General features: G+C 67.2%; 22 protein-coding genes. 11 read left to right on the top strand and 11 right to left on the bottom strand.

Going from position 1 to position 25,368, the window contains the following annotated elements:
• Window positions 1-165: 165 nt before the first annotated feature.
• A complete protein-coding gene (locus MOV80_RS19935; protein WP_039753304.1) occupies window positions 166-783 on the top strand; it encodes a VTT domain-containing protein in 618 nt (205 codons plus the stop codon).
• An 11-nt stretch (window positions 784-794) separates the two neighbouring features.
• Here MOV80_RS19935 and dsbG read toward each other — a convergent pair whose 3' ends face one another.
• The 3 genes from dsbG to dsbD all read right to left on the bottom strand — a co-directional run bounded on the left by dsbG (window position 795) and on the right by dsbD (window position 4,280).
• A complete protein-coding gene (gene dsbG, locus MOV80_RS19930; RefSeq protein WP_019100024.1) occupies window positions 795-1,544 on the bottom strand; it encodes a thiol:disulfide interchange protein DsbG in 750 nt (249 codons plus the stop codon).
• Between the two features lie 7 nt (window positions 1,545-1,551).
• Complete coding sequence (locus MOV80_RS19925) at window positions 1,552-2,370, bottom strand: TlpA disulfide reductase family protein (RefSeq protein WP_043592492.1); 819 nt, start codon at window positions 2,368-2,370, stop codon at window positions 1,552-1,554.
• 131 nt (window positions 2,371-2,501) lie between these two features.
• On the bottom strand, window positions 2,502-4,280 hold the full coding sequence (gene dsbD / locus MOV80_RS19920; protein WP_249605426.1) for a protein-disulfide reductase DsbD: 1,779 nt from the start codon (window positions 4,278-4,280) through the stop codon (window positions 2,502-2,504).
• A 110-nt stretch (window positions 4,281-4,390) separates the two neighbouring features.
• Here dsbD and MOV80_RS19915 point away from each other — a divergent pair, with 110 nt between their 5' ends.
• Together MOV80_RS19915 and MOV80_RS19910 are read left to right on the top strand one after the other, a co-directional pair.
• The gene (locus MOV80_RS19915) at window positions 4,391-5,056 is read left to right on the top strand and encodes a response regulator (RefSeq protein WP_043592490.1); all 666 of its coding nucleotides are present in this window, start codon (window positions 4,391-4,393) and stop codon (window positions 5,054-5,056) included.
• On the top strand, window positions 5,053-6,369 hold the full coding sequence (locus MOV80_RS19910) for an ATP-binding protein (protein ID WP_191186217.1): 1,317 nt from the start codon (window positions 5,053-5,055) through the stop codon (window positions 6,367-6,369). Before MOV80_RS19915 ends, MOV80_RS19910 begins: the two co-directional genes overlap by 4 nt.
• On the opposite strand, the gene MOV80_RS19905 is transcribed toward MOV80_RS19910, so the two are convergent.
• The 7 genes from MOV80_RS19905 to otnK all read right to left on the bottom strand — a co-directional run bounded on the left by MOV80_RS19905 (window position 6,344) and on the right by otnK (window position 14,631).
• Window positions 6,344-7,441 carry a ferritin-like protein gene (locus MOV80_RS19905; RefSeq protein WP_081575762.1) on the bottom strand — a complete coding sequence of 366 codons (1,098 nt, stop codon included), beginning with the start codon at window positions 7,439-7,441 and terminating at the stop codon, window positions 6,344-6,346. The genes MOV80_RS19910 and MOV80_RS19905 overlap by 26 nt on opposite strands.
• Before the next feature lie 39 nt (window positions 7,442-7,480).
• Window positions 7,481-9,439: a hypothetical protein gene (locus MOV80_RS19900; RefSeq protein WP_043592488.1), complete on the bottom strand. Its 1,959-nt coding sequence runs from the start codon at window positions 9,437-9,439 to the stop codon at window positions 7,481-7,483.
• Window positions 9,440-9,596: 157 nt separating this feature from the next.
• On the bottom strand, window positions 9,597-10,565 hold the full coding sequence (gene denD, locus MOV80_RS19895) for a D-erythronate dehydrogenase (RefSeq protein WP_249605425.1): 969 nt from the start codon (window positions 10,563-10,565) through the stop codon (window positions 9,597-9,599).
• The gene (otnI, locus tag MOV80_RS19890; RefSeq protein WP_249605424.1) at window positions 10,562-11,341 is read right to left on the bottom strand and encodes a 2-oxo-tetronate isomerase; all 780 of its coding nucleotides are present in this window, start codon (window positions 11,339-11,341) and stop codon (window positions 10,562-10,564) included. The genes denD and otnI overlap by 4 nt, the downstream gene beginning before the upstream one ends.
• Before the next feature lie 16 nt (window positions 11,342-11,357).
• On the bottom strand, window positions 11,358-12,662 hold the full coding sequence (locus MOV80_RS19885; RefSeq protein WP_249605423.1) for an MFS transporter: 1,305 nt from the start codon (window positions 12,660-12,662) through the stop codon (window positions 11,358-11,360).
• A gap of 29 nt (window positions 12,663-12,691) precedes the next feature.
• Entirely contained in the window at window positions 12,692-13,366 is a 675-nt protein-coding gene (locus MOV80_RS19880) for an aldolase (RefSeq protein WP_249605422.1), read from the bottom strand.
• Between the two features lie 14 nt (window positions 13,367-13,380).
• Window positions 13,381-14,631 carry a 3-oxo-tetronate kinase gene (gene otnK, locus MOV80_RS19875; protein ID WP_249605421.1) on the bottom strand — a complete coding sequence of 417 codons (1,251 nt, stop codon included), beginning with the start codon at window positions 14,629-14,631 and terminating at the stop codon, window positions 13,381-13,383.
• Window positions 14,632-14,870: 239 nt separating this feature from the next.
• Between otnK and MOV80_RS19870 the strand changes: the two genes are divergently transcribed.
• Window positions 14,871-15,623, top strand: a complete 753-nt coding sequence (locus tag MOV80_RS19870) for an FCD domain-containing protein (RefSeq protein WP_249605438.1) — start codon at window positions 14,871-14,873, stop codon at window positions 15,621-15,623.
• A gap of 26 nt (window positions 15,624-15,649) precedes the next feature.
• On the opposite strand, the gene MOV80_RS19865 is transcribed toward MOV80_RS19870, so the two are convergent.
• Window positions 15,650-17,254, bottom strand: coding sequence for a BBE domain-containing protein (locus MOV80_RS19865; protein ID WP_249605420.1), 1,605 nt, complete (start codon window positions 17,252-17,254; stop codon window positions 15,650-15,652).
• A 236-nt stretch (window positions 17,255-17,490) separates the two neighbouring features.
• Between MOV80_RS19865 and MOV80_RS19860 the strand changes: the two genes are divergently transcribed.
• The 7 genes from MOV80_RS19860 (at window position 17,491) to MOV80_RS19830 (ending at window position 25,359) form a co-directional block, all read left to right on the top strand.
• A complete protein-coding gene (locus tag MOV80_RS19860) occupies window positions 17,491-20,100 on the top strand; it encodes a glycoside hydrolase family 15 protein (RefSeq protein WP_249605419.1) in 2,610 nt (869 codons plus the stop codon).
• Between the two features lie 247 nt (window positions 20,101-20,347).
• The gene (gene tauA / locus MOV80_RS19855; protein ID WP_249605418.1) at window positions 20,348-21,358 is read left to right on the top strand and encodes a taurine ABC transporter substrate-binding protein; all 1,011 of its coding nucleotides are present in this window, start codon (window positions 20,348-20,350) and stop codon (window positions 21,356-21,358) included.
• A 16-nt stretch (window positions 21,359-21,374) separates the two neighbouring features.
• Window positions 21,375-22,169, top strand: a complete 795-nt coding sequence (locus tag MOV80_RS19850; RefSeq protein ID WP_043592509.1) for an ATP-binding cassette domain-containing protein — start codon at window positions 21,375-21,377, stop codon at window positions 22,167-22,169.
• Window positions 22,156-23,028, top strand: coding sequence for a taurine ABC transporter permease TauC (tauC, locus tag MOV80_RS19845; RefSeq protein ID WP_249605417.1), 873 nt, complete (start codon window positions 22,156-22,158; stop codon window positions 23,026-23,028). The genes MOV80_RS19850 and tauC overlap by 14 nt, the downstream gene beginning before the upstream one ends.
• A gap of 54 nt (window positions 23,029-23,082) precedes the next feature.
• Window positions 23,083-23,913 carry a taurine dioxygenase gene (gene tauD, locus MOV80_RS19840; protein WP_161523029.1) on the top strand — a complete coding sequence of 277 codons (831 nt, stop codon included), beginning with the start codon at window positions 23,083-23,085 and terminating at the stop codon, window positions 23,911-23,913.
• 223 nt (window positions 23,914-24,136) lie between these two features.
• Window positions 24,137-24,811: a CsgG/HfaB family protein gene (locus tag MOV80_RS19835; RefSeq protein WP_107731381.1), complete on the top strand. Its 675-nt coding sequence runs from the start codon at window positions 24,137-24,139 to the stop codon at window positions 24,809-24,811.
• 191 nt (window positions 24,812-25,002) lie between these two features.
• Entirely contained in the window at window positions 25,003-25,359 is a 357-nt protein-coding gene (locus MOV80_RS19830; RefSeq protein WP_039756122.1) for a DUF4810 domain-containing protein, read from the top strand.
• Window positions 25,360-25,368: the final 9 nt, after the last annotated feature.

The following is a 25,368-nucleotide window of genomic DNA, read 5'->3' as shown; positions in this document are numbered from 1 at the left end:
AATCAATTCTGACATTTGCTGTCATCATTAAAAACAAAACGATATGCCCATGTCAAATTAAGATTCCGCGGCCGCGCCAGCAGGCCGGGGAAACATCCGCCCGGCGCGGCGGTCAAGCACTAGACGCGACGAATTCATTGAGGCAAGGAGAGCAGTGTGTTGACCATGGGGTTTCTGAGCTGGTTGTTCGGCGATGAGAATCTGATGTCTCTGCTGGCGCAGAACTGGGAGCTGGGGGTGTGGATCGTGGCCGCCATCGTGTTTTGCGAAACCGGTCTGGTGGTCTTGCCCTTTCTGCCCGGCGACGGGCTCTTGTTCGCCACCGGCGCCTTGCTGGGCGCGCAGGGCGTGTCGCCGTGGTGGCCGATGGGGCTGATCACGCTGGCGGCCATCCTGGGGGATTTGCTGAATTACAGCATTGGCCGCTCCGCCTTGGGGCAGACGCTGATCCGCCGCGGTTGGGTCAAGCCCCAGCATCTGGCCAAGACCCAGGCCTTTTTCGACCGCTACGGCGCGCCCACCATCACCATCGGCCGCTTCGTGCCCGTTGTGCGCACAGTGGCGCCGTTCCTGGCCGGGTTGACCGGCATGTGCCCGCGACGCTTCGCCTGCTACAACGTGCTGGGCGCGGTGATCTGGTGCGGCGGGCTGGTGTCCATGGGTTACTGGCTGGGGGCGATTCCATGGGTGCAGAACAATATGCTGTGGCTGGTGCTGGGCATGGTCGCGCTGCTCTTGCTGCCGCCCTTGTGGCAATGGCGGCGCAGCCGCCGCAAGGGCTGAGCGACTCGGGCTCAGCGCGGCCCTAGCAGTTTTTGCAGCGTGGCCGCCGTGGGCGCGCCCTGCACTTTTTGCAGCTGGCCCCTGGCGTCGCGGTAGAAGGAGGCCGGGGTGGCGAACACGCCGAAGCGCTCCATCAACTGCTGGTTGGCCGCCAGTTTGGCGCTGACGGCTGCCGGGGGTTTGGCCAGCGGTTGGATTGAAGCGCCGGCCTCGTGGCGCGCCAGCGCGGCGGCCGGGTCCGGCGCGGCCAGCAGGGCGGCGGCCTTGGCCGGACTGTCTTCGGCCAGCAGGCCCACCAGGATGTGGCGGATCTGGACCTTGCCGGCCTGGACCCAGGGCCGGGCGTCGCGCCAGAGCTGTCGGCAGTAGGGACAGTTGGGATCGGTGAAGGTGTAGATCACGCGTTGGGCGCCGGTCTTCCCGTCGGCTATCCAGTGGCTGGTTTCCAGCTGCCGCCACAGCGCGGCGCTGAACTGCCGGTCTAGCCGCTCGGGATTCCATTTTTCGCCCTTGGCGTCGGTGACGTTGCCGACGATGGCCTGCTGGCCGTCCGCTGTCAGGTAGACGGCCTGCGGCCGGCCCAGGTAGAGCGAGGCGTAGCCGGTGAGCCCGGACGGGCCGGGGAAGCTGCCGAGGATTTCATAGCCCTGGGCCTCCAGCGCCTGGATAGGCGCCGGCCAGGGCTGGGCGTGGGCGGGGAGGGCGTTCAGGCTGAGCCAGAGCGCCAGCGGCGCCAGGCGGAGAAGGAGCGGGGCGGTCATGGCGCGTTTATTCCTTGGAGTTTGAGCGGGCGAGCGCTTGCAGTTTGCTGGCCAGGGTGGCCGCGGATAGTTCGCCCAGATGGACGGAGGACAGACGCCCGTCGGCGTCGAAAAACAGCGTGGTGGGCAGCGCCACGGAGCCGTATTCCCGGCCCAGGGCGCCGGCGGGGTCCAGCAGCACGTGCTGAAGCCGCAGCGGCTGTTTGCGGAAGAAATCGCGTACCGCGACTTCATCCTCGCCCTGGTTGGCGAAGATAAATCGTACGTCCGACCTTTGCTGCTGGGCGTCTTGCAGCAGCGGCATTTCCCTCAGGCAGGGCGGACACCAACTGGCCCAGAGATTGAGCGCCACCGGTTTGCCGCTGGCCAGGGCCGGCAGCGAGGCGGGCGGGCCGTCCAACTGGCGCAGTACGCGCGGAGACAGCGCGGTCTCGGCGCCGCTTCGTTGCAGCGCCTCGCCGCCGGCCCAGACCAAAGCGCCGGACAGGACGGCGGCGGCCAGCGGGCGGCGCACCTCCGGGCGATGCCAGCCGCGCCAAGCGGCCAGGGCGAGCGCGGCGGCGATGCCGGCCCAGGGCAGAAAGCCGCCGTCGCGCAGGTCCAGCATCGCCAGCGGCTGGTGGGAGTACAGCGAAAACCAATACAGGACGAAACCGACGCGCGCGGCGACGAAACCCCACAACAGCATGTCGTTGAGGTGGGCGGCCACGCTGACGCGGCGGCTTCTGCCGGCGAGCAGGCCGGCGCCGTGGGCGGCCAGCCAGGCGGCGGCGACGATGGTCAGGCTGATGGGAATGGCCAGCGGGCCAAGGTGGAAAGAAAGCATGGTTCAGTCCTGTGCCGCGCGGAGCGGCATGACGGGGGGCTCCCTTCGCTCCGGCCGCTTAATCAAGGCCGTGCGCGTGGGGGAGGCTTATTTTTTAATCGTTTGAATAGACTGGGTCTTTTCCAAAAGATTCAGCGGGCCTGTCGTGCCTGGTGCAGGCGTTCGAGGAAGGCGTCTGGACTCAGCGCGCCGACGATGCGTTGGGCGCGGCGCTCCTGGCCGTCTGGGCCGATCAACAGCAGCGTGGGCGGGCCTATCACCTGGCGCGAGGCGAGCAGCGCGGCGCTGTCCGGACCGGACTCGGTCACATCGGGACGCAGCAGTTTCATGCCGGCCAAGGCTTGTTGCACGCGGGGGTCGCCAAACACTTTGTGTTCGATTTCCTTGCAGGCCACGCACCAGTCGGCGTAGTAGTCCACCAGCGCCCACTGACCTTGGCGCACGGCTTCGTCCAGGCCGTCTTGCAGCGCGCGGACATCGCGCACGGTGACGAAGCCGAGTTGTTCCATGCCGGCGGCGGGCGGAGCCGCCGCGGAGACGAAGGCGAGCGGCCGCAGCGGATCGCTTTGCCCGGCGGCCGCGCCGATCAGCATCGCCGCCGCCCACAAGCTCAGCAGCGCCGCCGCGCCGCGCAGCGTCCATTGGCCTGGGCTGGCGCGCCAGGGCCGGGTCAGCGTCAACAAGCCGACGGCGACGGCGAACAGCCACGCGCCCCATAAGGCCAGGCTGGCAGCCGGGGGCAGCACGCGGCCGAGGAACCAGATGGCCATGCCCAGCAGGAGGAAGCCGAACACCGCTTTGACCCGGTTCATCCACAGGCCGGGGCGCGGCAGCAGCTTGGCGCCCAGCGCGCCCACCAGCAACAGCGGCACGCCCATGCCCAGGCCCATGGCGAGCAAGGCCAGGCCGCCTTTGAGCACGTCGCCGCTGTCGCTGATGTAGAGCAAGGCGCCGGCCAGCGGCGCGGTCATGCAGGGGCCCACCAGCAAGGCGGACAGCACGCCCATCGTTGCCGAGCCGGCCAGGGTGCCGCCGCGCTGGCGCTGGCTGGCCGTGGCCAGCCGGTCGCGCAGCACGGCCGGCAATTGAAGCTCGTAAACGCCGAACATGGCCAGCGCCAGCAGGACGAAGAGCGCGGCGAACAGGCCCAGCGCCCACGGCGTTTGCAGAGCGGCTTGCAGGTTGGCGCCCATGCTGGCGGCCAGCGCGCCCAGCGCCGCGTAGGTCAAGGCCATCGGCAGCACAAAGGCCAGGGCGAGCACCATGCCGCGCCGCGGCGTGGCGCCGCTGCCCACGATCAAGCTGCTGAGAATGGGCACCATCGGCAGCACGCAGGGCGTGAAGGTCATCAGCAGGCCCAGGCCGAAGGAGGCCAGCAAGACCCAGCCGGTGCCAGATTGCGCCAGCCGCGCGGCCAGCGCCTGGTCCTCGCCCAAGGCAGGCGCGATGGGGACGGCGGCATCCATCCCTGTCGCTCCCGCCGCGCTGGTTTTAACGGCCTTGCCGCGTCCTGATAGTTCAACGGCGCGATGCTGCGGCGGATAGCACAGTCCGGCTTCGGCGCAGCCTTGCCAGCTCAGCATGAGACGGCGCGCCTGGCCGGCCTGCACCAGTAGTTCCAGCCGCTGGTAATACACCTCGGATTCGCCGAAGAATTCATCACGGATGGTTTTGCCGGCCGGCATCGACGGCGGCGGGACGCTGCCGACGGGGTCGGCCGCGATCTTGATGTTCTTGCGATACAAGTAATAGCCGTCCCGGATGTCCCAGCGCAGGCGGACTTGTCCGTCGCCCAACTCGCTGACGCTGAGGCGGAAGGCTTGTTCCGGCGGCAGAAAACCGGTTTGCGCCTGGGCGGCGGGCATCCAGAGAAAAAGCAGCAGCAACAGGCTGCGGAAGATGAGCGGCATTGCGGTCTCCATGGCGATGAATGCGCACAGCCTGGATGCCGGGGATTAAGCCGCCGTTAACAATGGGATAATCCGTCGTCGGCAAGCTGGCGGCGACAAGGAGGCAGGAAATGCGGGTGTTATTGGTGGAAGACAACGAGTTGATCGCGCTGGGCATCGTCGCCGGGCTGCGCGCTCACGGCCTGACGGTGGACGCGGTGGGCAGCGCGGCCCAGGCCGAGGCGGCGCTGGCGACGCTGGACGCCGATGTGATGATTCTGGACCTGGGGCTGCCGGACGAGGACGGCATGCGCTTGCTGGCGCGCTTGCGCGCGCGCGGAGAGGCGCTGCCGGTGCTGGTGTTGACCGCGCGCGACGCGGTGGAGGACCGGGTGGCCGGTCTGCGCGCCGGCGCGGACGACTATCTGCTCAAGCCTTTTGATCTGGACGAACTGGTGGCCAGGCTGCACGCTTTGCGCCGGCGCGCCGCCGGCCGTTGCGTGGATGTGATCGAGGACGGTCCGCTGCGGCTGGACCCGGTGCGCGGCGAAGTCTGGCTACACGGCCGGCCGGTGGCGCTGGCGCGCCGCGAACTGGCGCTGTTGGCGGCCTTGATGCAGGCGCGGGAGCGGATTCTCAGCGCCGAGCAGCTGAAGGACCGGCTCTATGATTACAGCGAGGAAATTGAAAGCAACGCCTTGAACGTGCACATCCACCATTTGCGGCGCAAGCTGGGGCCGGCGGTGGTGGAGACGGTGCGCGGCCTGGGCTATCGCTACGGCAGGGCCGGTGAATGAGTTTGCGCCTGCGCTTGCTGTTATGGATAGGGGTGTCGCTGTGCCTGCTGTGGGGCGGCGTGGCGGCCTGGACGCTGCATGATCTGGACCGGCAGATGCGGCTGACGCTGGACCGGCGGCTGGCGATGTCCGCACAGATGGTGGCCGGGCTGATGGAGCAGCTGCCCGCGCCGCCGCCGCGCGCCGTGCCGCTTTTCGAGGGCTTAGGCGCCGGCATTGCCTGTCAGATCGTTTCCGTGCGCGGCGAGGTGCTGGCGCGCACGCCGGGCGCGCCGGACACCCGCGCGGATCCGGCGTCGGGTTATGCCGAACAAACCGTGCGCGGCGAGCGCTGGCGCAGCTATACGGTGGTGGCCAACGGCCTGCGGGTGACCACGGCGGACCGGCTGACCGAACGCGACGCGATGTTGACGGATATCCGCTGGGCCGCCGCCGTGCCCTTCATCGCGGCCCTGGCCGGCAGCCTGGTGGCCTTGTGGCTGGGCGTGAGCCGGGGCTTGAGGCCGCTGGAGCGGCTGCGCCGCGCTTTGGCCCGCCGCGCGCCGGAGGCGCTGGAGCCGGTGGCCACTCAGGGCTTGCCGCGCGATGTGTTGCCGCTGGCGGACAGCCTGAATCAGCTACTGCGGCGCGTGGGCGAGGCACTGCAACGCGAGCGGCGTTTGACCAGCGACGCGGCCCATGAGCTGCGCACCCCGCTGACGGCGATCAAGACCCATCTGCAAGTGGCGCGCATCACCCAGGGACCGGACGCGGCGCAGGCGCTGGCCCACGCCGCCGAGGGGGCGGAACGCTTGCAGAACACCCTGGGGCAGTTGCTGATGCTGGCGCGGCTGGAAGGGGCTTTCGATTGGGAAGAAGGGCCTCCGGCCCACGCGGACGAGGTGGCGCGGCTGGCGATGCGCGACGCGGAGCCCGCGCCGCCGCGGCGCATTGTCTGCGGCCCGTTGCCTGAGGCCGCGCTAGCCTTGCCTCAGGCGCTGGCGGCCACCGCGCTGCGCAATCTGCTGGACAATGCCCTGCGCTATTCGCCGCCGGACGCGCCGGTGCGTTTGCAGGCCGCGCTGAGCGAGGCGGGTTTGCGATTTGAAGTGCGCGATCAGGGGCCGGGATTGACGGCGGCTCAACGCGAGCAGGCCGCGCAGCGCTTTTGGCGCGGGCGGCATGCTGGCGCCGGCAGCGGCCTGGGCCTGTCCATCGTCTCCGCGATAGCAGGGCGTTTTGGCGGCCGTCTGGAGTTGCTGGCCGGCGAGGAGGGCGGGTTATGCGCCGCCCTGACGCTGCCGGCGCTCAGCTCGACTGATGAAGGCGCATGAAGGGCGGCGCGGCCACCACGTCCGGCACGCTGCTGCTGACCGGGTTCTGCATCACCTTCTGCGCTACCAGCTTCAGTTCGTACATGATGCCGATGGCGGCGTCCAACTGCTGTGGCTGACCGTTGAAGGTGCGGTCCAACGCGGCCAGCAGGTTTTGATAAGCCTGGTAGAACTGGGCGCCGCTGATGGCCGCGCCGCTGCCGGCCGGGTAGTCGCTGAGCGCGGCGTTGGGCAGCAGATTGAACACGCCGGTTTCGTCCAGCGGCACCGGCTCGCCGGTGTAGGACCAGCCTGAGGGGCTGGCGTAATCGCGGATCAGTCGCTTGCCGTAGTAGATTTCGCCAAACTTGAAATAGTGGGCGTAGCTGCCGCCGGCGTCTTCCTTGGGATTGATCCAGTCGTCCTCTACCTGCACGCCCTCGCCTTGGCGCACGATGGTGTCTATCACCGCGCGGGCGCTGGCCATATCGTAGACCTTGCCGTCCGGACAGCCCGGCACCTCGTGCGGGAACCACTGGCTGACGTCCACCTGCTCGTCCAGCCGCGGCTGGGCGAAGCAGTCGTGGCCGTGGTTTTCCAGGTGTTGCAGCCGTTCCAGTATCGCCTGGTAGAAGCGGCCGATGGAGTCGAAACCGGGTTGGTTGTCGACATAGGCCTGGGTTTCTCCGGGCAGGATGGCCTGGGTGTCCGGACGTTCTATCTCCATGAACACTTCCTGCGCCTGCTGCCGGCTCAGCGCCTTGAGGCTGACGATGAGACCGGTGTCCACGCACATCGGCAGCGGTCCCGGGTAGTTGAGCGCCTGGCCGTCTTCGACGACGCGCGGGTTGCCGCCGATGGCGATCAGGGTGTTGGCGGCCAGGGTCATGTGCAGCATTTCCTCCACCACTACCGATTGCATCAGCGCGCGCGCTTCCTGGTTCTGGCCGGGCTTGATGGAGAACAGCGCGGTCAGGTAAGTGGGGATGGTGGACAGCTCCAGCCGCACCGCGCCGGCCAGCATGGTTCGCACATGTTGGATGTGGTCGGCCTGGCGCAGTTCGTCCATCAGTTCTTGGCGTATCTTCAGCATCGCTTGGTTTCCTTGGAAGGTCGGATGACGGGGCCGAGGTCAGCCGCGGGGCTTGCGCAGCTTGCTGGCGGACGGCGAGCTGAGCGTGGCGGCGATGTCGGCCTGGCTGGGCGGCGCGCTTTGGCGCAGCGGGCAGCGCTTGCCGTACATCAGCTGGCGGTCGAAGGTTTTGCCGGTGCGGTCTATCACGTTCTGGAAGTAATTGATCAGCATGCGCCGTTTGCTGGCGGACAGATCGCGCGTCACCGGCATCTGGTCCGGATCTTCAATGGGCTTGTCGAAGACGAAGCGCATGATGAAGGCGCTGGCGTCGGCCACCGCCTGCTTGGAAAAGTCGAACAAGCCCTGGCTCATCACCGGGTAAAGGTTGGCGTATTGCTGCAGGATGGGCTGCACGTCCTCCCAACGGGGATTGTCCAGATCTATGTCCTGGCCCGGCTGCGGGAAGCTGCTGAACACCACCACCGCCAAGTTGTCGTAATGCTGCTGCAGGGCTGGATCGGAACCGGCCAGATTGTAGGAAAGGGTGAACAGCTGGCCGTCCATGTATTCGCGCGGGGTGCCGAAGCTTTCCGGACCATGCAGGGTGATGGCGGCCCGGCCGGCCTGGTCGGTGATTGGCGCCGCCGGGCTGATGCGGATGGCGGCGTTGGGCACGTTGTTGACCGGCAACAGCGCGCGCGGGGTGGTGCCCGCGGTGGCGTCGGCGGGGGTGTTGCCGTAGTCCAGCATCGGCGCGCCGGCCCAGAAGGCCAGCTCCGCGCCGGCCAGCGGCTGGCCGTAGCATGCGGCGTAGATATGAGTGTGCAGGTGGTTCTTGTCCGGGTGGTTGGGATCAAGGCGGATGGCGAAGTCCTCGGCGCGCACCTCATTGCCCAGCAGTACTTCGCGCACGCAGACCGTGGCGCGCCCCTGGGCGTCCACCGGCTGAACGATGGCCAGCGGCAGCGGCTGGCTGGCCAGCCGCAGTTGCGTTTCGCTCAACGGTACGGACTGGATGCCGGATTGCTGGTCTTGCAGCGTTTGCGAGGCGTCCACGCCGGCGATGACGGTGTAGTCGTCAGGCCCTATCTCCGCGTCCTGCGCGGTCAAGGCATTGTGCAGGATGGCGTACTGAAGCGCCGGCAGCGCGGCGATCTGGTTGTTGCCGTCCAACGGCAGCGCGTTGCTCAGGTCCACTTGCAAGCTGGCGCTGTCCGGGTCTAGCCAGGAGGAGAAACAGCCGATGCCGTTGCCGGACACCGAATCCTGCAGGCTGTTTTGCGTGGTGGGCATGAAGCGGCGGCCCAGGATGAAGGAGCGCGGCTGGCCGGTATAGGCCGGGCCGATGGCGCCGAGCACGGTGCCGTAGCCGAACAGCGGCGAGCCGGCGTTCATATCGTAGCCGTAGGTGGTCAGGCGGATGGATAGCCGATCCTGATCGCTCAGTTCGATCAGACGCGCCAGCAGCGGGCTGTCGAAGCCGTCCAGATGCCAATGGATATTGGTGAGCACGGATTGGAAGATCGCCGAGGCGCCCATATCGCTGCCGTTGCCCTGGCCGCGGCCGAACCACAGATCGCGGAAGGGGTTGCTCTGGTAGTCGGCGGTCATCAGCGGCGTGCCGTCCGGCTTGAGCAGCGACACCGCCAGGCCGTAGACATTGGAGGCCAGCTGCCAGTCCGGGTCCAGGTCCACCATCTTGGCGGACGGCCTGCCAATGGCGTTGCCCACGCTACAGGACAGCAACGGGTCTTGCGCCGGGTTGGTGACCAGAATGCCGCTGGGCCCGCGCAGGCTGGTCACCTGGCAGTTGGCGAAGCGCATGATGGCGGTGCCGGTGGGGTGCCACCAGCCGTTGTAAGTCTTGGTGTTGCCGGCGGCGTCCGCTTGCTGGAATTCCTGGAAGTGGGCTTCGAAGTTGGCGTTGTCAAAATGGCGCGGATCGTTGTTGACGGTGGAGACGTCGGCCTGGAACTGGCCAGAGAAGGCCAGACGGGGGAACTGCAGATAGCTCATATTGGCTCCTTGCTGGCAGGAAAATCCGCGGACGGCTGTCGTGGGCGATTTAATTCCATGGGCATAGCGCGGGTATAGGCGGCGCTGGCCGTAAGGGCAATGTTCTTTAGGACAGGTGGATGCCGGGCACGGCGCGGCCCGGTGGAGAAGGCGGGGCTTAGTGGGGAGTGTGTTGCCGGTACTGGCGAATCAGCGTCTGCGCGTCGGGATCCGGGCGAAGGCCCAGTCGGGCGGCGCGTGAGCCGTCCACCTGCGCCGGCCAGCCGGAGACGATGGCCTGGATGGCCGCGTCGGGCTCAAAGCGCACCAGCCGCCGCGTCGCTGCGCCGGCTTCCTGTTCCAGCGCATCCAGCAACTCGCCCACGCGCAAGCTCAGCGCCGGCAGATTGAGCGCGGTGCGGCCGCCAAACTCCGCGTGGCTGGCTTCAAACGCCGCGATCAGGCCGGCGATGGTATTGGCCGGCGAGGCCAGCGCAACCAGGGTGTCCGGCGGTACCGGGCAAACCGCGGGCTGGCCAGCCAACGGTTCGCGGATGATAGCGGACAGAAAGCCGGACGCCGCGCCGTTGGGGCGGCCGGGGCGTACCGCCACCGTCATCAGCCGCGCGCTGCGGCCGTCGATATAGCCCTTGCGGCTGTAATCGGCCACCAGTTGCTCGCAGATGAATTTCTGCGCGCCGTAAGAGGTTTGCGGCGCGGGAAGGCTGCGGTCGTCGATTACGGCGGGCAGCGGCAGCGCCGGATCGGCGCCGAATACCGCCACCGAGCTGGAGAACACCAGCCGCGGCCGCCTGCCGGCACGTCGCAGCGCGTCCAGCAGCGCGCGCGTGCTGTCCAGATTGGCGCTCAGGCCCAGGTCGAAGTCGCGCTCGCACTCCGCCGACACCGCCGAGGCCAGATGGAACACGCCGTCCAGTGCATGGCCGGGCAATGAGTCCGCCAACTGGAGCAGATCGCCGACGAAGGTGTCAACGCGCGGATCGAGCTGCAAATCCATCGCCGGCGGGTGTAAGTCGGCCAGCAGCAAGCGCTCGATTTTATGAGTGTCCAGCCGGCCGCGTTGCAACAGCTCGCGCGCCAGTCTGTCGCCGATGAAACCGGCCGCGCCGGTGATCAGTATTTTCATTGTTTGTCCCTCCAGGCTTGCCACCAGTCAAGGCCGGCGCGGGTATCGCCGCGCGGGCGGTATTCACAGCCGACATGGCCGGCGTAGCCGAGCGCGTCCAGCTGAGCGAACAGGGCGGGGTAGTCGATCTGGCCGTCTTCGGGTTCGTGGCGGCCGGGCACGCCGGCGATCTGGATGTGGCCAAGCCGCTCCCAGACGCGGGGCAGCCAGGCCAGCGGATCGCCGTCGCTGATACGGCAGTGGTAGCAGTCGAATTGCAGCCGCAGATTGGCTGCGCCTACGGCGGCGATGCAGTCCAGCGCCTGCTGCTGCCGGCTCAGAAAATAGCCGGGCATGTCGGTGGCGTTGATCGCTTCGATCAACAAAGTGATGCCATGGGGCGCCAGCCGGTCGGCGGCTCGGCGCAGATTGGCGAGATAGACGTCGCGCGGTGCGGCGTCGCCCGGTGGCGGGGTGCCGGCCATCGCGTGCAGGCGGCGGCAGCCGGTGGCCAAGGCGTACTCCAGCGCGAGCTCCACGCCGGTGGAGAATTCTTGCTCGCGGCCGGGCAACGCCGCCAGGCCGCGCTCGCCGGCGGTCCAGTTCCCCGGCGGCAGGTTGAACAGCGCCAGGGTCAGATCGTGCTCGCGCAGGCGGCCGGCGATGTCGGCGGCTGGCCAGTCGTAGGGGAACAGGCATTCCACCGCGCGGAAGCCGTCGGCGGCGGCGGCGGCGAAGCGCTCCAGAAACGGAAGCTCGGTGTACAGCAGGGTCAGGTTGGCGGCGAAACGCGGCATGGCGGCTCCTTGAAGGCTAGCGGTTGACCAGGGTGGCGGGGATTCTCAGCACCGCCAGCGCGCCTATCACCAGGCATAGCGCCAGCAGTGTCAGGCTGACGGCGTTGCTGCCGGTCAGGTCTTTCAACGTGCCCACCAGAAAGGGGCTGGCAAAACCGGCCAGATTGCCCACCGAGTTGATGATGGCGATGCCGGCCGCCGCCGCGCCGCCGCTGAGAAAAGCCGTGGGCAACGACCAGAATAGAGGCGCGCAGCTGAGCACGCCAGCGGCCGCCAGGCACAGCGCCAGCAGCGACAACGCGGTGCTGTCCGGAAACAGCGCCACTGCGACGAAGCCGGCGGCCGCGGTCAGCGCCGGCAGCGCCAGGTGCCAGCGGCGTTCACGCCGGGCGTCGGCGCTGCGGCCCAGCAGATTCATCGCCAGCACCGCGGCGAGGAAGGGGATGGCGCTGAGCAGGCCTATGGCCAGATTGCTGGCCACTCCGGTGTTGCGGATGAAGCTGGGCAGCCAGAAGGTGACGCCGTACTGACCCATGACGAAGCAGAAATAGATCAGGCACATCAGCCAGACGCGGCGGTCGGCGAAAGCGTCGCGCGCGCTGCCGCGCGGCGGCTTGTGGGCATTGTCGGCGTCCAGTTCGGCGCTTAGCCGCGTTTTCTCTTCCTTCGTCAGCCAATGGGCCCGCTCGGCGGAATCCTCCAAGCAGCGCAGCACCACCAGGCCCAGCAAGACGGCGGGCACCGCTTCCAGCACGAACATCCATTGCCATCCTGCCCATCCGGCGATGCCGGCCATGCCGTCCATGATCCAGCCGGACAAGGGGCTGCCGAAAATGCCGGACAAGGGAATGGCGGACATGAACAGCGCCACCATGCGCGCGCGGCGATGGGAGGGGAACCAGTAGGTCAGGTAGAGGATGATGCCGGGATAGAAGCCGGCTTCGGCCGCGCCCAGCAGGAAGCGCAAGGTGTAGAAGGCCGCCGGCGTTTCCACCCAGGCGAAGGCGGCGGAAATCAGGCCCCAGGTGATCATGATGCGGGCGATCCACACCCGCGCGCCGATCCGGTTCAGCGCCAGATTGCTGGGCACTTCGAACAGGAAATAGCCCAGAAAGAAAATGCCGGAGCCCAGACCGAAGATGGTGTCGCTGAAAGCCAGGTCCCGGCTCATCTGCAGCTTGGCGAAGCTGATGTTGACCCGGTCCAGATAGGCGGCGACATAGCACAGCATCAACAGAGGCATGATGCGCCAGGCGATCTTGCGATACAGCGCGGCGCCGGGCTGCGAGCCGACGGTGTCTTGAGGTGCGATGGCATCCATTCTGCTCTCCTTACAAAGTGGTACGAGGCTTACCAACTGGCGCCAAAGCGTTGGCGCAAGTCGTCGATCTGCGCGGGGCTCAAGGGCGTGGGCTGTCCCTGGGTCAGCAGCCACAAGCGCGCGTTTTCTTCCAGTTCTTCCAGCGTGGCCATGGTGGCGGCCGGGCTGGGCCCCCAGACGGTGGGGCCCAGCCGCTCCTGCATCACCGCGCGCAGGCGCAGGCCCTTGGCACGGTGGCGGGTCAGGGTGTCGGCAAGCCAGTGCGCCGCATGCGGATCACCGGGACTCAGGTAGGGGATGCAAGGCACATGGCCCACCTTCATCACGTAATACGGCGTCAGCGGCGGCAACAGATCGGTTTCGTTCCAAGCGCGCAGCAGGCTGAGCGCCACCAAGTGGCTGGAGTGGGTATGCAGCACGCAGCCGGCATCGGGCTCCAGATCATAGAGGCGCTGGTGCAGCAGATGGCTCTTGCTGGGCGGCGGGCCGGCCAGGCGCTCGCCGTCGGCATTCAGCCAGGCCAGCGTTTCCGGCTCGAGAAAGCCGAGGCAGGCGTCGGACGGAGTGATCAGCAGGCCGCCGCCGGCGGCGGTTGGCACGCGGGCGCTGATATTGCCGGCGCTGGAGTGGACATAACCGCGTTGAAACAGCGATTGGCCGACGCGGCAAATCTCCCGGCGTAAATGGAATAGGTCTGGATGCATCGTGCTCTCTCGGTTCAGTGGCTGTCGCCAAGCGCGGCGCTGAAGAAATCGTCGGCGCCGAAGTTGCCGGATTTGAGCGCCAGCCATAGCGGCCGGCCCTCCGCTTGTGTCCAGGGCACGCCGGGGCAGATGGCCGGGCCGACGCGAAGCGTCTCCGCGCCCAAGGCCTGAACGACGGCGCCCGAGGTTTCGCCGCCGGCCACCACCAGGCGGCGGACGCCGGCGGCTGCCAGACCGCGGGCGATGTCCGCCAGGCAGGCTTCCACTAGCTGACCGGCGCGCTCCGGGCCTAAAGCCAGCTGCGCCGCGGCGACGTCTTCCGGCGGCGCGCTGGCGTAGATCAGCACCGGCTGCCGCTGTGTGGCGGCCCAGTCCAAGGCTTCGCCGGCGCCGGTCTGGCCGGTGGCCAGGCGCAATGGGTCCAAGCGCCAGGCGGGGCGGTCGGCCGCGATCCAATGGCGTATCTGGCGCTGGGTGGCTTGCGAGCAGGAACCGGCCAAGACCGCGGCAGCGCCGTCAGCCGGTGGCCACGGGCCGGCCGCGACCGCGGGCTGGAACCAGCGCCGCGCTGCATAGGCGGCCGGCAGTCCGAGCGCCAGGCCGGAGCCGCCGGTGAGCAGAGGGTGTTCGGCGCAGGCTTCGGCGAGGGCGAATAGGTCGGCATTGTCGAGCGCGTCGGCGATGGCGAAGCGGTATTGGCCGCCGCGCAGGCGAGCGCATTCTGCGCGGATGGCAGCCGCGCCCTGGCTGACCGTGGCGCGGCTCAGCAGGCCCACCTTGCCGTGGCTTTGCGCCTGCAGCACGCGCACCAGATTGGCGTCGCGCATCGGCGTCAGCGGGTGATCGCGCATGCCGGAGTCGGACAGCAGTTCTGTGCCGACGAACAAATGGCCCTGGTAGACGGTGCGGCCGTTGTCGGGCAGCGCCGGGCAGGCGATGGCGAAGTCGGCGTCTAGCGCTTGCAGCAGCGCTTCGGCCACCGGGCCGATATTGCCGCGTGGGCTGGAGTCGAAGGTGGAGCAGTACTTGAAGTAGTAGCGCAGCGCGCCATGGACTTGCAGCCATTCCAGCGCCGCCAGCGAGTCGCGCACCGCCTGTTGCGGCGGATTGGTTCTGGATTTGAGGGCGATGACCACCGCGTCGCTGTCGGCGGTGGGCGGGTGGCGTAGATCGGTTCGGATCGTGACGCGCATGCCGCTTTGGGCGAGCATGCCGGCGATGTCGGTGGCGCCGGTGAAGTCGTCGGCGATGACGCCTAGTAACATGGGCAACTCCTGTCGGTGAGAAAGGGATGCAGCCTGTCTGGCGAACGAAAGGGCTTCGTTCATGTTGTATGGTTATCATACAAATTGAGGCGAGTCACGTCGTCGGCGGCCGCTGGCGGCAAGGGAGTGTCGCCAAATGCCAACATCGGCCTCGTCGCGAAGGGGCGATGGGCGGGGTGCTATAGTGGCTGCTACGCGCCGGCGAGCGGCAGGCATGGGAGGGGGAAACGCTTGTGACAATGATGTTTCAGCAAGCCCAGACGGGGGCAAGATTATCCGAGCAGGTGGCTGAGGCGCTGGCGGGCGGCATTCGCGACGGCGCCTGGACGCCGGGCAGCAAGCTGCCGACCGAGGCGCAACTGGCACAGCAATTCAAGGTCAGCCGCACCGTGGTACGCGAGGCGATGTCGCAGTTGAAATCGCTGGGTTTGGTGGAGTCGAGGCAGGGTTATGGCGTGCTGGTGTTGGCGCCGGGCCGGGCGCCGCTGAATTTCGGCGCGACGGAGGCGCATTCGGTCAGCGCGGTGGTGCAGATGGCGGAAGTGAGGCGGGGTCTGGAGGCCGAGGCGGCCGGCTTGGCGGCGTTGCGGCGCGACCCTGCCGCCTTGAAGGCGATCCGCGCCGCGCAGGCGGCGGTGGAAGCGGCCAGCCGTTCCGGCAGCGGGGTGGACGAAGACGTGGCCCTGCACCGTTGTATCGCCCAGGCCGCCGGCAATCCCTTCCTGCTGGAGACCATGGATTACCTGGCAGCTCATCTGCGCGGCGCGGTCGCCGTGTTGCGCGCGTTCGAAAGCAATGATCCGACGATGCTGGCCGAGGTCAACGCCGAACACGCGGCCATTGTCGACGCCATCGCCGCCGGCGACGCCGAGGCGGCGCGGCAGGCGGCGACGCGCCATATGGATCAGGCGATCCGGCGCATCCAGGCGGCTGGGCCGGAGTTCTGGCTGGCCGAGGGCTATAGCCTGGCGCAGGCGCTGGAGCGGGACTGAAGAGGCCCCATCCCGCGCAGAGAGACTTACTCCGCGCCTAGCGACATCGCGTGCTTGAACACATTGCCCGGGTCGTATTTGCGCTTGATCGCCACCAGCTCCGGATACAGCGCGCCGTAATACAGCTCGCCCCAGCTATAGCCGGGCGTGCCCGGCCGCGCGCCGTTCAACATGTCCACGTCCGGGTAGTTGATGTAGCAGCCCTCATAGGGCGAGTCCGGCAAGGCCGCCGAGGCCGGATAGGGTGTGCCGTTGAAACCGTCGGCGGCGTAGACGGCGTCGAAGAAGTCGCGCATCCAGCGCAGATGCTCAGCGTCGTTGGCCGGGTCGGTCCAGTAGCTTTGGTACTGCAACTTCATTACCGAGGCGCGCTGAGGCACCGCGGTCTGGTTGTCGGCCGGGTCGAATCCGTTGTTGCCGGCGCCGCGGTGGTTGATCGCGCCGCCGTAGGAATCCACTTGCAGCAGCGACTGGGCAAGGTCCTGGTTGTCGGGATCGGATGTCAGATGCAGGTGGATGGCTTTGCATTCTTCCGCGGAGAAGTTCTGCTTCATGTAAGCGGATTTGTACTTGCCGCGCTGGTTGTTGCCGGAGCCGTTCAGCGTCTGAGTGGCGTACAGCCAGTCCATCGCCTGCGCGTGTTCCGGCAAGGGAGCGGCGTTTTTGGGCTGCGAGCGGTGCGGAATATGGGGCAGGTGGCCGCCGCCGGGCAGGTAGGTATTGAGCAACTGCGGCCGGGTCACTTGCTTGATGCGCTGGTAGAAATCGTTGAAGGGCGCGGTGTGGTTCAGCTTGCCGTCCCTGTCGGTGTATTGCACCACCAGGCCCAGGTTTTTAGCGCTGATGTGGGTGAGCTTGAGCAGGCTGAACAGGCCGTAGCCTTCGGGCTCGCTGTCCGCCTCCTGCCAATATTGGCCATAGGTTTGCAGCAAGTCGGTGAAGCGGCCTAAGTCTTTGAAGTCGTTCCAGTCGAATTGCAAGAGCTGCACGCCCACCTGCTGCGGCGCCGGCGGCAAATCGTCAAAGTAATAGCTGGTGATCAGGCCGACATTGCCGCCGCCTGCCCCCTTGCACAGCTTGAGCAAGTCGGCGAATTCATTGTCGGCGCGGGCGTGCACCTTGCGCGCCTTGCCGCCGTCCGCAAGCAGAATGTCCACCGCGCTCAACCAGTCCACGGTCAGGCCCTGCAGCCGCGACAGCAGGCCGTAGCCGCCGCCGCTGATGTGGCCGCCGGCGCCCACTGAGTAGCAGGAGCCGCCGGGCACGGTCTTACCGGTGAGTTTGTACAGGCCAACGTAACCGTCCCAGTTTTGATTGCCGGCTAGAAGCTGAAAGCCGTAGCGGCGGCCGTCCGCCGCCACGTCGCGGCGTAGGCCGGAGAGCTGGCCGATGTCTATGATCAGGCCGCCGGGATTGTTGCTGACGAAGCCTTCGTAGCAATGGCCGCCGCTGCGGATAGTGGGATTGAGCTTGTGGTCAAGCGCGTATTGCAGAGCGGCGACGGCCTCGGCTTCATCGCTGCAGATGATGATGCCGCCCGCGGCCTGGCCAGCTGCCGGCCAGCGAAGATTGAAGCCTTTTTTCAGCGTTTCGTAGCGATGGTCGTCCGGGGTGATGGCATTCAAGCCCATAGCGTTTTCTCCTTGTGCGGCCGGGGTGGCGGCGTCTATTTGATTTGCATGACATTGTTTTATAGACGAGCCGAAAGCGGAGAAAGCTGGCAAATGCTGAGCGTGAGAGGGTTTGAGTGTTTTATCGCTTCATTGCCGGCGCTCGATGCTTGAAACAGCTGGGTTTTGTTCTGGCATGAAATGACATTTGTATGTTGCTTTGCTACGCTCCCAGCCAAATTCAGGAGCGAGCGGACATGATCAAGCAATGGATGGGCCTGGCCCTGCTGGCGGGAAGTTTGAGCGGCGCGGCGCAGGCCGGGGAGGCGTTTGGCGCGCCGGGGCTGACGGCGGTGCGCGGCCCGGCGGCCAAGTCTTTCGTGGGCGTGGCGGCGGAGGGGCCGTCGCGGGTGTATTTTACCGGCTATCGCGGGGTGGTCTCCGAGGTGTTCTACCCGGCGGTGGACACCCAGGCGGCGGTGGACCTGCAATTCCTGGTGGGCGACGCCGGCGGCGGTTTCGTCGATGAGGAAAAGCGGCAGGACTACCGCGTACAGCGGCTGCATCCGCGCAGCATGAGCTGGCAGGCGCAGACCGGCAACGCGGCCCATCACTGGCGCATCAGCAAGCGCATCTTCACCGATCCGGCGCGCGACGCGCTGATCCAGCGCGTCACCTTCAGCGCGCTGGACGGCCGCCGCGTCGGCGATTTCCGACTCTATTTGCTGTTCAAGCCTTATCTGGACAATGCCGGCGCCGGCAATAGCGCCGCCACCCTGGCGCGCGCCGGCGGCGACGCGGCCTTGGCGGCCAGCCACAATCAGCGCGCCTCGGCACTGCTGAGCAGCCTGCCGTGGAAGACGCAGAACGGCCGCCGCATGCTGTCCAGCGGTTTTGTCGGTTTGAGCGACGGCTGGACCGATCTGCTGGGCGGCGCGGCGGACAAGCGCATGGACTGGACCTTCGATTCCGCCGGCAACGGCAATGTGGCGCAGATGGGCTGGCTGGATGCGGGCGACCCGCGCGCCACCAGCGTGTCCTTCGACGTGGTGCTGGGATTCGGCGCCAGCCAGGGGCAGGCGCTGGACACGGCCGCCGCCGCCCTGGGCGGTGATCTGGATGCGGCGCAGCGGCGCTACGACGCCGGCTGGCAGGCCTACGCCGCCGGCCTGTCCGATCAGGGCGGCAGCGCCGACGATGGCTACTACCTGGCGGCGATGACGCTGAAAACCATGCAGGACAAGGCCAGCGGCGCGATGGTGGCCGGCCTGGGCACGCCGTGGGGGGCGACCCAGGGCGACGCCAACGCTGGCGGCTACCATCTGGTGTGGCCGCGCGACCTGTTCAAGTTCGCCAACGCCCTGCTCACCGCCGGCGACCGCGCCACCGCCGCGCGGGTGACGGACTATTTGTTCAATACCTTGCAGCAGCGTCGCGACTGCGGCGCGGCGGAATACGACGCCGCCGGCTGCCCGGACGGCTTCAGCCGCAACGGCCGTTTTCCGCAAAACGCCTGGGTCAGCGGCGCGCAGTATTGGCAGGGGACCCAGATGGACGAGCAGGCCATGCCCATCCTGCTGGCCTGGCGGCAGGGGCCGGCGGTGTATTCGCCGCTGTGGCCGCGCATCAAGCTGGCCGCCGATTACATCCTGAACGCCGGGCCGTGGACCTATCAGGAGCGCTGGGAGGAGAACAGCGGCTACTCGCCGTCCACGCTGGCGGCGCAGATCGCCGGGCTGGCCGCCGCCGCCGACATCGCCCGCGCCAACGGCGACGACGCCAGCGCGGCGCGCTATCTGTCCGCCGCCGATTACTGGCAGCAGAACGTGGACGCCTGGACCTTCACCCGCAGCGGCGGCTTTGGCGACGGCCGTTATTATCTGCGCCTCAACCCGTCGGCGCGCGCAGGCGGAGCCAGCCGCGCCGGCCAGGCGCCGGCGCTGGGGCCGGATACGCCGCAAACGCTGGAAGTGAAAAACGGCGGCGGTAGCCGCGACGCGCGCCGGGTGGTGGACGGCGGCTTCCTGGAACTGGTGCGCATGGGGGTGAAGCGCGCCGACGATCCGGCTGTGCTCGCCACGCTGGGCATTTACGACGCGGTGCTGGGCCAGCGGCTGGAACTGCCCGGCGTGCCGGCTTTGCCGGTCAACGCCTGGTTCCGCTACAACTTCGACGGTTATGGCGAGCGCAACGACGGCGGTGATTTCGCCGGCAGCGGCGTGGGCCGGCTGTGGCCCATCTTCACCGCCGAGCGCGGCATCTATGAAATTGCGCGCCAGGGCGGCGGCGCGGCCGGCCAGCCGTATCTGGCCGCGCTGAAACAGCTGGCCACGCCTGAGGGCATGCTGCCGGAGCAGGTGTGGCCGCACAGCGCGGTGCTGCCGGACGGCTGGGCGGTGGAGACGCCGGCCGGTAACCGCGCCGGCACGCCCACCCGCTCGATCGCGCCGCTGAGTTGGGCGATGGGCGAATACATCAGCCTGCTGGCTTCCATCCGCGCCGGCCGCGTCGTCGATCTGCCGGAAGCCGCCTGCGCGCGTTACTACGCCTGCCGCGTTGAACCCAAGGCCGGAGAGGCGACGGTGGAGATCCAGGCTGCCGCCGAGACCAGCTGGGGGCAGCAGCTGTACGTGACCGGCGCGGCGCGCGCTCTGGGCAATTGGAACACCGACCTGGGCCTGCCGGCGGACGCGGCGGCCTACCCGCTGTGGAAGACCCGGGTCAATCTGCCGGCCGGCCAGCGCATCGAGTACAAGTACTACCGCAAGAACGCCGACGGCAGCGTGAGCTGGGAGCAGCGCGCCGGCAACCGCGTGTTGCAGGCGCCGGCCGGCGGGCTGACGTTGAATGATCAGGTGAACTGGTAAGAGCCTGTTCAAAGCCTGCTGCGCTTCGGCGATACGGCGTTAAAAACGAGCTCAAAATGCTCATGTACCACTTGTACATTCCGCTTTTTCGCTCGTTTTCGCCTTGTCGCGCTCTTGCTCGCGAGACTTTGAACAGGCTCCAATACGCTATTGATTTATTTGGAATATTGAAAGCAAATTTAATTACTTTTTGATATTAAACATGGCTTTTATAGTGTGCTGAGTCCCCCTTGTTCAGGAACTCGCCATGTCCATGTTCATCTCCCGCCGTTCCCTGCTGGCGCTCAGCCTCGCCAGCCTGTCCTTCCTCGCCTTGGCGGCACACGCCGCCGAGGCGCCCATCGTCATCGGCTACCAGACCGGGGTCGATCCCTCCAAAGTGGCCCAGGCCGACGGCTTGTATGAAAAAGCCATCGGCCGGCCGCTGCAGTGGCGCAAGTTCGAGAGCGGCGCGGAAGTGCTCGCCGCGCTGGCTTCCGGCGACGTGCATATCGCCGATCTGGGCTCCAGCCCGCTCAGCGCCGCTGCCACCCGCCAACTACCGATCCAGACCTTTCTGATCGTCGCCGAGATCGGCAACTCCGAGGCGCTGGTGGCGCGCAAGGGCAGCGGCATCAAGACCCCGCGGGACCTGATCGGCAAAAAGGTGGCGGTGCCCTATGTCTCCACCACCCATTACAGCCTGCTGGCCGCGCTCAAACACTGGAAGCTGGACCCGGCCAAGCTGTCCATCGTCAATCTGCGCCCGTCCGAGATCAGCGCCGCCTGGCAGCGCGGCGACATCGACGCCGCCTATGTCTGGGACCCGGCGCTGAGCCAGACGCTGAAAACCGGCTCGGTGCTGGTCAATTCCGAACAAGTGGGGCAATGGGGCGCGCCCACCTTCGAAGCTTGGGTGGCGCGCAAGGATTTCGCCGCCGCCCAGCCGCAGGCGCTGGCCGCCTTCGCCAAGGTGACTTTGCAGGCCTTCGCCGATTACCGCGCCAAGCCGGCGGCCTGGAGCGCCGGCTCGCCGCAGGTGGCCAAGATCGCGCGGCTGACTGGGGCCGATCCGGCGCAGATTCCCGGCCTGCTGGCCGGCAGCCGCTTCCCGCTGGCGCAGGAGCAGCTGTCGCCGCGCTTGCTGGGCGGCGGCACCGCCAAGGCGCTGCGCGACACCGCGCTGTTCCTGAAGGAGCAGAAGAAGGTGGAAGCGGTGCTACCGGATTATCAAGCCTATGTCGAGCCGCGCTTCGTGCGGCTGGCGCAGCCGCGCTGAGCGCCAGGAGGCCGCGATGGCGAGCTTGATCGTGGAAAACGCCGGCGTCAGCTACGCCGGCCCGTCCGGCCCGGTGCAGGCGCTGGACCGGGTGTCGCTGGAGCTGCGTTCCGGCGAAATCGTGGTGGCGCTGGGGCCGTCCGGCTGCGGCAAGTCCACCTTGCTGGGGCTGATGGCCGGTTTTCAGACGCCCAGCCAGGGCCGGGTATTGGCCAACGGCCGGCCGGTGCGCGGACCGGGAGCGGACCGCGGCGTGGTGTTCCAGGACGACGCGCTGATGCCCTGGCTCAACGCCGAGGACAATGTGGCCTTCGGCTTGCGCCTGCGCGGGGTGCCGCGCGAGCAGCGGCGGCGCGAGGCGCGCCGCATGCTGGGCTGGGTGGGGCTGGAGGCCTTCGCCGGCCACGCGCTCAGTCAGATGTCCGGCGGCATGCGCCAGCGCCTGGGCCTGGCGCGCGCGCTGGCGGCCGATCCCGACTTCCTGCTGCTGGACGAGCCCCTGGGCGCGCTGGACGCGCTGACCCGGGAAAAGATGCAGTCGCTAATCCTCAGCCTGTGGCAGCGCAGCGGCAAGGGCATTTTCCTGATTACCCACAGCATCGAGGAGGCGCTGTTCCTCGGCACCGAGCTCTTGGTGCTGACGCCGCGTCCCGGCCGCATCGCGCTGAGGCAGAAGCTGGGTTTCGCCCATCGCTACGCCGCCGGCGAATCGGCGCGCTCGATCAAGGCCGATCCCGCCTTTATCGCCATGCGCGAGCATTTGCTGGACTGGATTTTCCGCGCGGAGGAGGCCGACCATGCCGCCGCTTGAACTGACTGAATTGGGCCCGGCCGCGCAGGCCGAGCTAAGCGCGCCGCCGCCGGCCCATCCTCCCGTCCCTCTCGCTGGCCGTTTCGCCGCCTGGCGTCGGCGCTGGCCCACCGCCTTGTCGGTGGGCGGCCTGCTGCTGCTGTGGTGGGCGGCCAGCGCCGGCGGCCTGGTGTCGCCGCTGTTTCTGCCCGGCCCGGCCCAGGTGGCGGCGCGGCTGGCGGACCTGGCGGTCAACGGCTTCATGGACGCCAGCCTGTGGCGTCACGCCGCCGCCAGCCTGGGCCGGGTGGGCCTGGCGCTATTGCTGGCCGCGGCCACCGCGGTGCCGCTGGGCATGCTGATGGGCCTGAGCCGGCGCGCGCATGCGGCGCTGGACCCATTGATCGAGTTTTACCGGCCGGTGCCGCCCTTGGCTTATCTGCCCCTGATCGTGATCTGGTTCGGCATCGGCGAAGCGAGCAAGGTGCTGCTGATTTATCTCGCCATCTTCGCGCCGCTGGCTATCGCCACCGCCGCCGGCGTGCGCCGCGCGGACCCGGCGCGGCTGCAGGCCGCGCGCTCGCTGGGCGCCAGCCGTGGCCAGCTGCTGCGGCTGGTGGTGCTGCCCAGCGCGCTGCCGGAAATCCTGACCGGGCTGCGCATCGGCCTGGGCGTGGGCTGGTCCACGCTGGTGGCCGCGGAGCTGGTGGCAGCCACCCGCGGCCTGGGCTTCATGGTGCAGTCCGCCGCCCAGTTCCTGGTCACCGACGCGGTGATCGCCGGCATCCTGATCATCGCCTGGATCGCGCTGGCCTTGGAGCTGGGGCTGCGTTGGGTGGAGCGACGCTTCGCCGGCTGGGCCGCGCCGGAACGGTTTTGAGCGGGTTTTCGATTTTTTGGATTTGAATCCGCTGAGCGGATAAGGAGCACAGTCATGAGCCTGCAACTGCAAGCCATCAGTCCGGCCCTGGGGGCCATCGTTTCCGGCGTCGACTTGAGCGCGCCGCTGTCCGGCGCCGAGCGCGACGCGATCGAAGCGGCGCTGCTGCGCCATCAGGTATTGTTCTTCGAGAACCAGCCGCTGACGCCGCGCCAGCAGCGCGACTTCGCCGCCCGCTTCGGAGATCTGCATCTGCATCCGGTCTACCCGACGGTGGCGGAGCAGCCGGAAATCATCGTGCTGGACACCCATGTCGACAATCTGCCGGACAACGACAACTGGCATACCGACGTCACCTTCATCGCCACCCCGCCGCTGGGCGCGGTGCTGTCGGCGCGGCAGCTGCCGGACGTGGGCGGCGACACGCTGTGGAGCAGCAACAGCGCCGCTTACGAGGCCTTGTCGCCAGCCTTGCGCGCGCTGCTGGACGGTCTCAGCGCCGAGCACAGCTTTATTCATTCCTTCCCGGAAAGCCGCTTCAAGGACACGCCGCAATACGCGCGCTGGCAACAGGCCAGCCGCGACCATCCGCCGGTGGTGCACCCGGTGGTGCGTACTCACCCGGTCACCGGCCGCAAAGGCCTGTTCGTCAACGAGGGCTTCACCACCCGCATCCTGGAGCTGGCGCCGCGCGAGAGCGATGCCCTGCTGGCCCTGCTGTTCGCCCATGCCGCGCGGCCGGAATTCACCGTGCGCTGGCGCTGGAAGGAAAACGATCTGGCGTTCTGGGACAACCGCGTCACCCAGCATTACGCGGTGGCGGATTACCTGCCGCAGCGGCGGGTGATGCACCGTGCCACCATATTGGGCGACCGGCCGCGTTGAGCGCGCTTCACTCCAGTGCAAACCACCCGGCCACGGCCGGGTTTTTTCATGCCTTTGGTTTAGCAGTGTGGCGCAGCGGCGTTAGGAGCAGCTTACACACACTGGCTAGACTTGGTTTAGAGGACATAAGCCGTTGCTGTTTTGGCATAAATTGCGTCGACCCCGCGCGGGGCGATAAGTATGATGTTCGACTTTCTGTGTTGGATGTCTTGAGAGAATAACAATGAAGATCGCAAAGAAATGCCTGGTACTCGCCATGGCGGCGGCCGCGGGGCTGAGCGGCTGCGCGACTGAAAGCTCGCGCGCGCTGACGGTTGCCCAGGTGGAAACCGCCGGCAAGCCTTACGCCGGACCGCGCTCCCCCATCGCGGTGGGCAAGTTCGACAACCGTTCCAGCTATATGCGCGGCATTTTCTCGGATGGCGTGGACCGTCTGGGCGGCCAGGCCAAGACCATCCTGATCACTCACCTGCAGCAGACCAACCGCTTCAATGTGCTGGACCGCGACAACCTGGAAGAAATGAAGCAGGAAGCCGCGTTCAGCAAGCAGGCGCAGGCGGTCAAGGGCGCCACCTATGTGGTGACCGGCGATGTGACTGAATTTGGCCGCAAGGAAGTGGGCGACCATCAGCTGTTCGGCATCCTCGGCCGTGGCAAGCAGCAGATCGCTTACGCCAAGGTCAACCTCAACATCGTCAAGGTGGCCACCTCGGAAGTGGTGTACTCCACTCAGGGCGCCGGCGAATACAGCCTGTCCAACCGCGAAATCATCGGCTTCGGCGGCACCGCCAGCTATGACTCCACGCTGAACGGCAAAGTGCTGGACCTGGCGATGCGCGAGGCGGTGAACAAGCTGACCGCGGCCATAGATTCCGGCGCCTGGCAGCCCGCCAAATAAGACCGGCTAACAAAACCCCTGATCCTGCGTTGCGCCTCCTTGTCGTACTACTGGTACTGCCTGCGTCGGCGCGCCTTGGCTCAGGTTCTCTGCGAGGTTTTGTTAACGGCTTTAAGCGTTAAGCAAGCCTCGAATGATTGCAGGACGGACCTTGCGGCCCGTCCGTGCTAGCTATTGCAAGATTGAACATCATGAAACACAAGATGGCGAAAACGCCGCTATTGGCGCTGGCCCTGCTGGGCGGCGCATTGTTGACCGGCTGCGCCAGTCAAAGCTCGCTGTACCAGTGGGAAAGCTACCAGCCTCAGGTGTACCAGCACTTCAAGGGCGCGGCGGCCGAAGAGCAAGTCACCGCGCTGGAGCGCGATCTGCAGAAAATCCGTTCCAGCGGCAAGACCCCGCCGCCGGGCTACCATGCCCATCTGGGCATGTTGTACGCCAACCTGGGCAAGGACGATCAGATGGTCCAGCAGTTCCAGACCGAGAAGCAGCTGTTTCCGGAATCCGCCGCCTACATGGACTTCCTGCTGAAGAAAGCCAAGAAGTGAAAGACCGCA

It is taken from the genome of Chromobacterium sp. IRSSSOUMB001, assembly GCF_023507765.1.
In the GTDB taxonomy this organism is placed as follows: domain Bacteria; phylum Pseudomonadota; class Gammaproteobacteria; order Burkholderiales; family Chromobacteriaceae; genus Chromobacterium; species Chromobacterium haemolyticum.
Note: the sequence above shows the minus strand (reverse complement) of the source record. Positions and strands in the feature narration are given on the sequence as shown.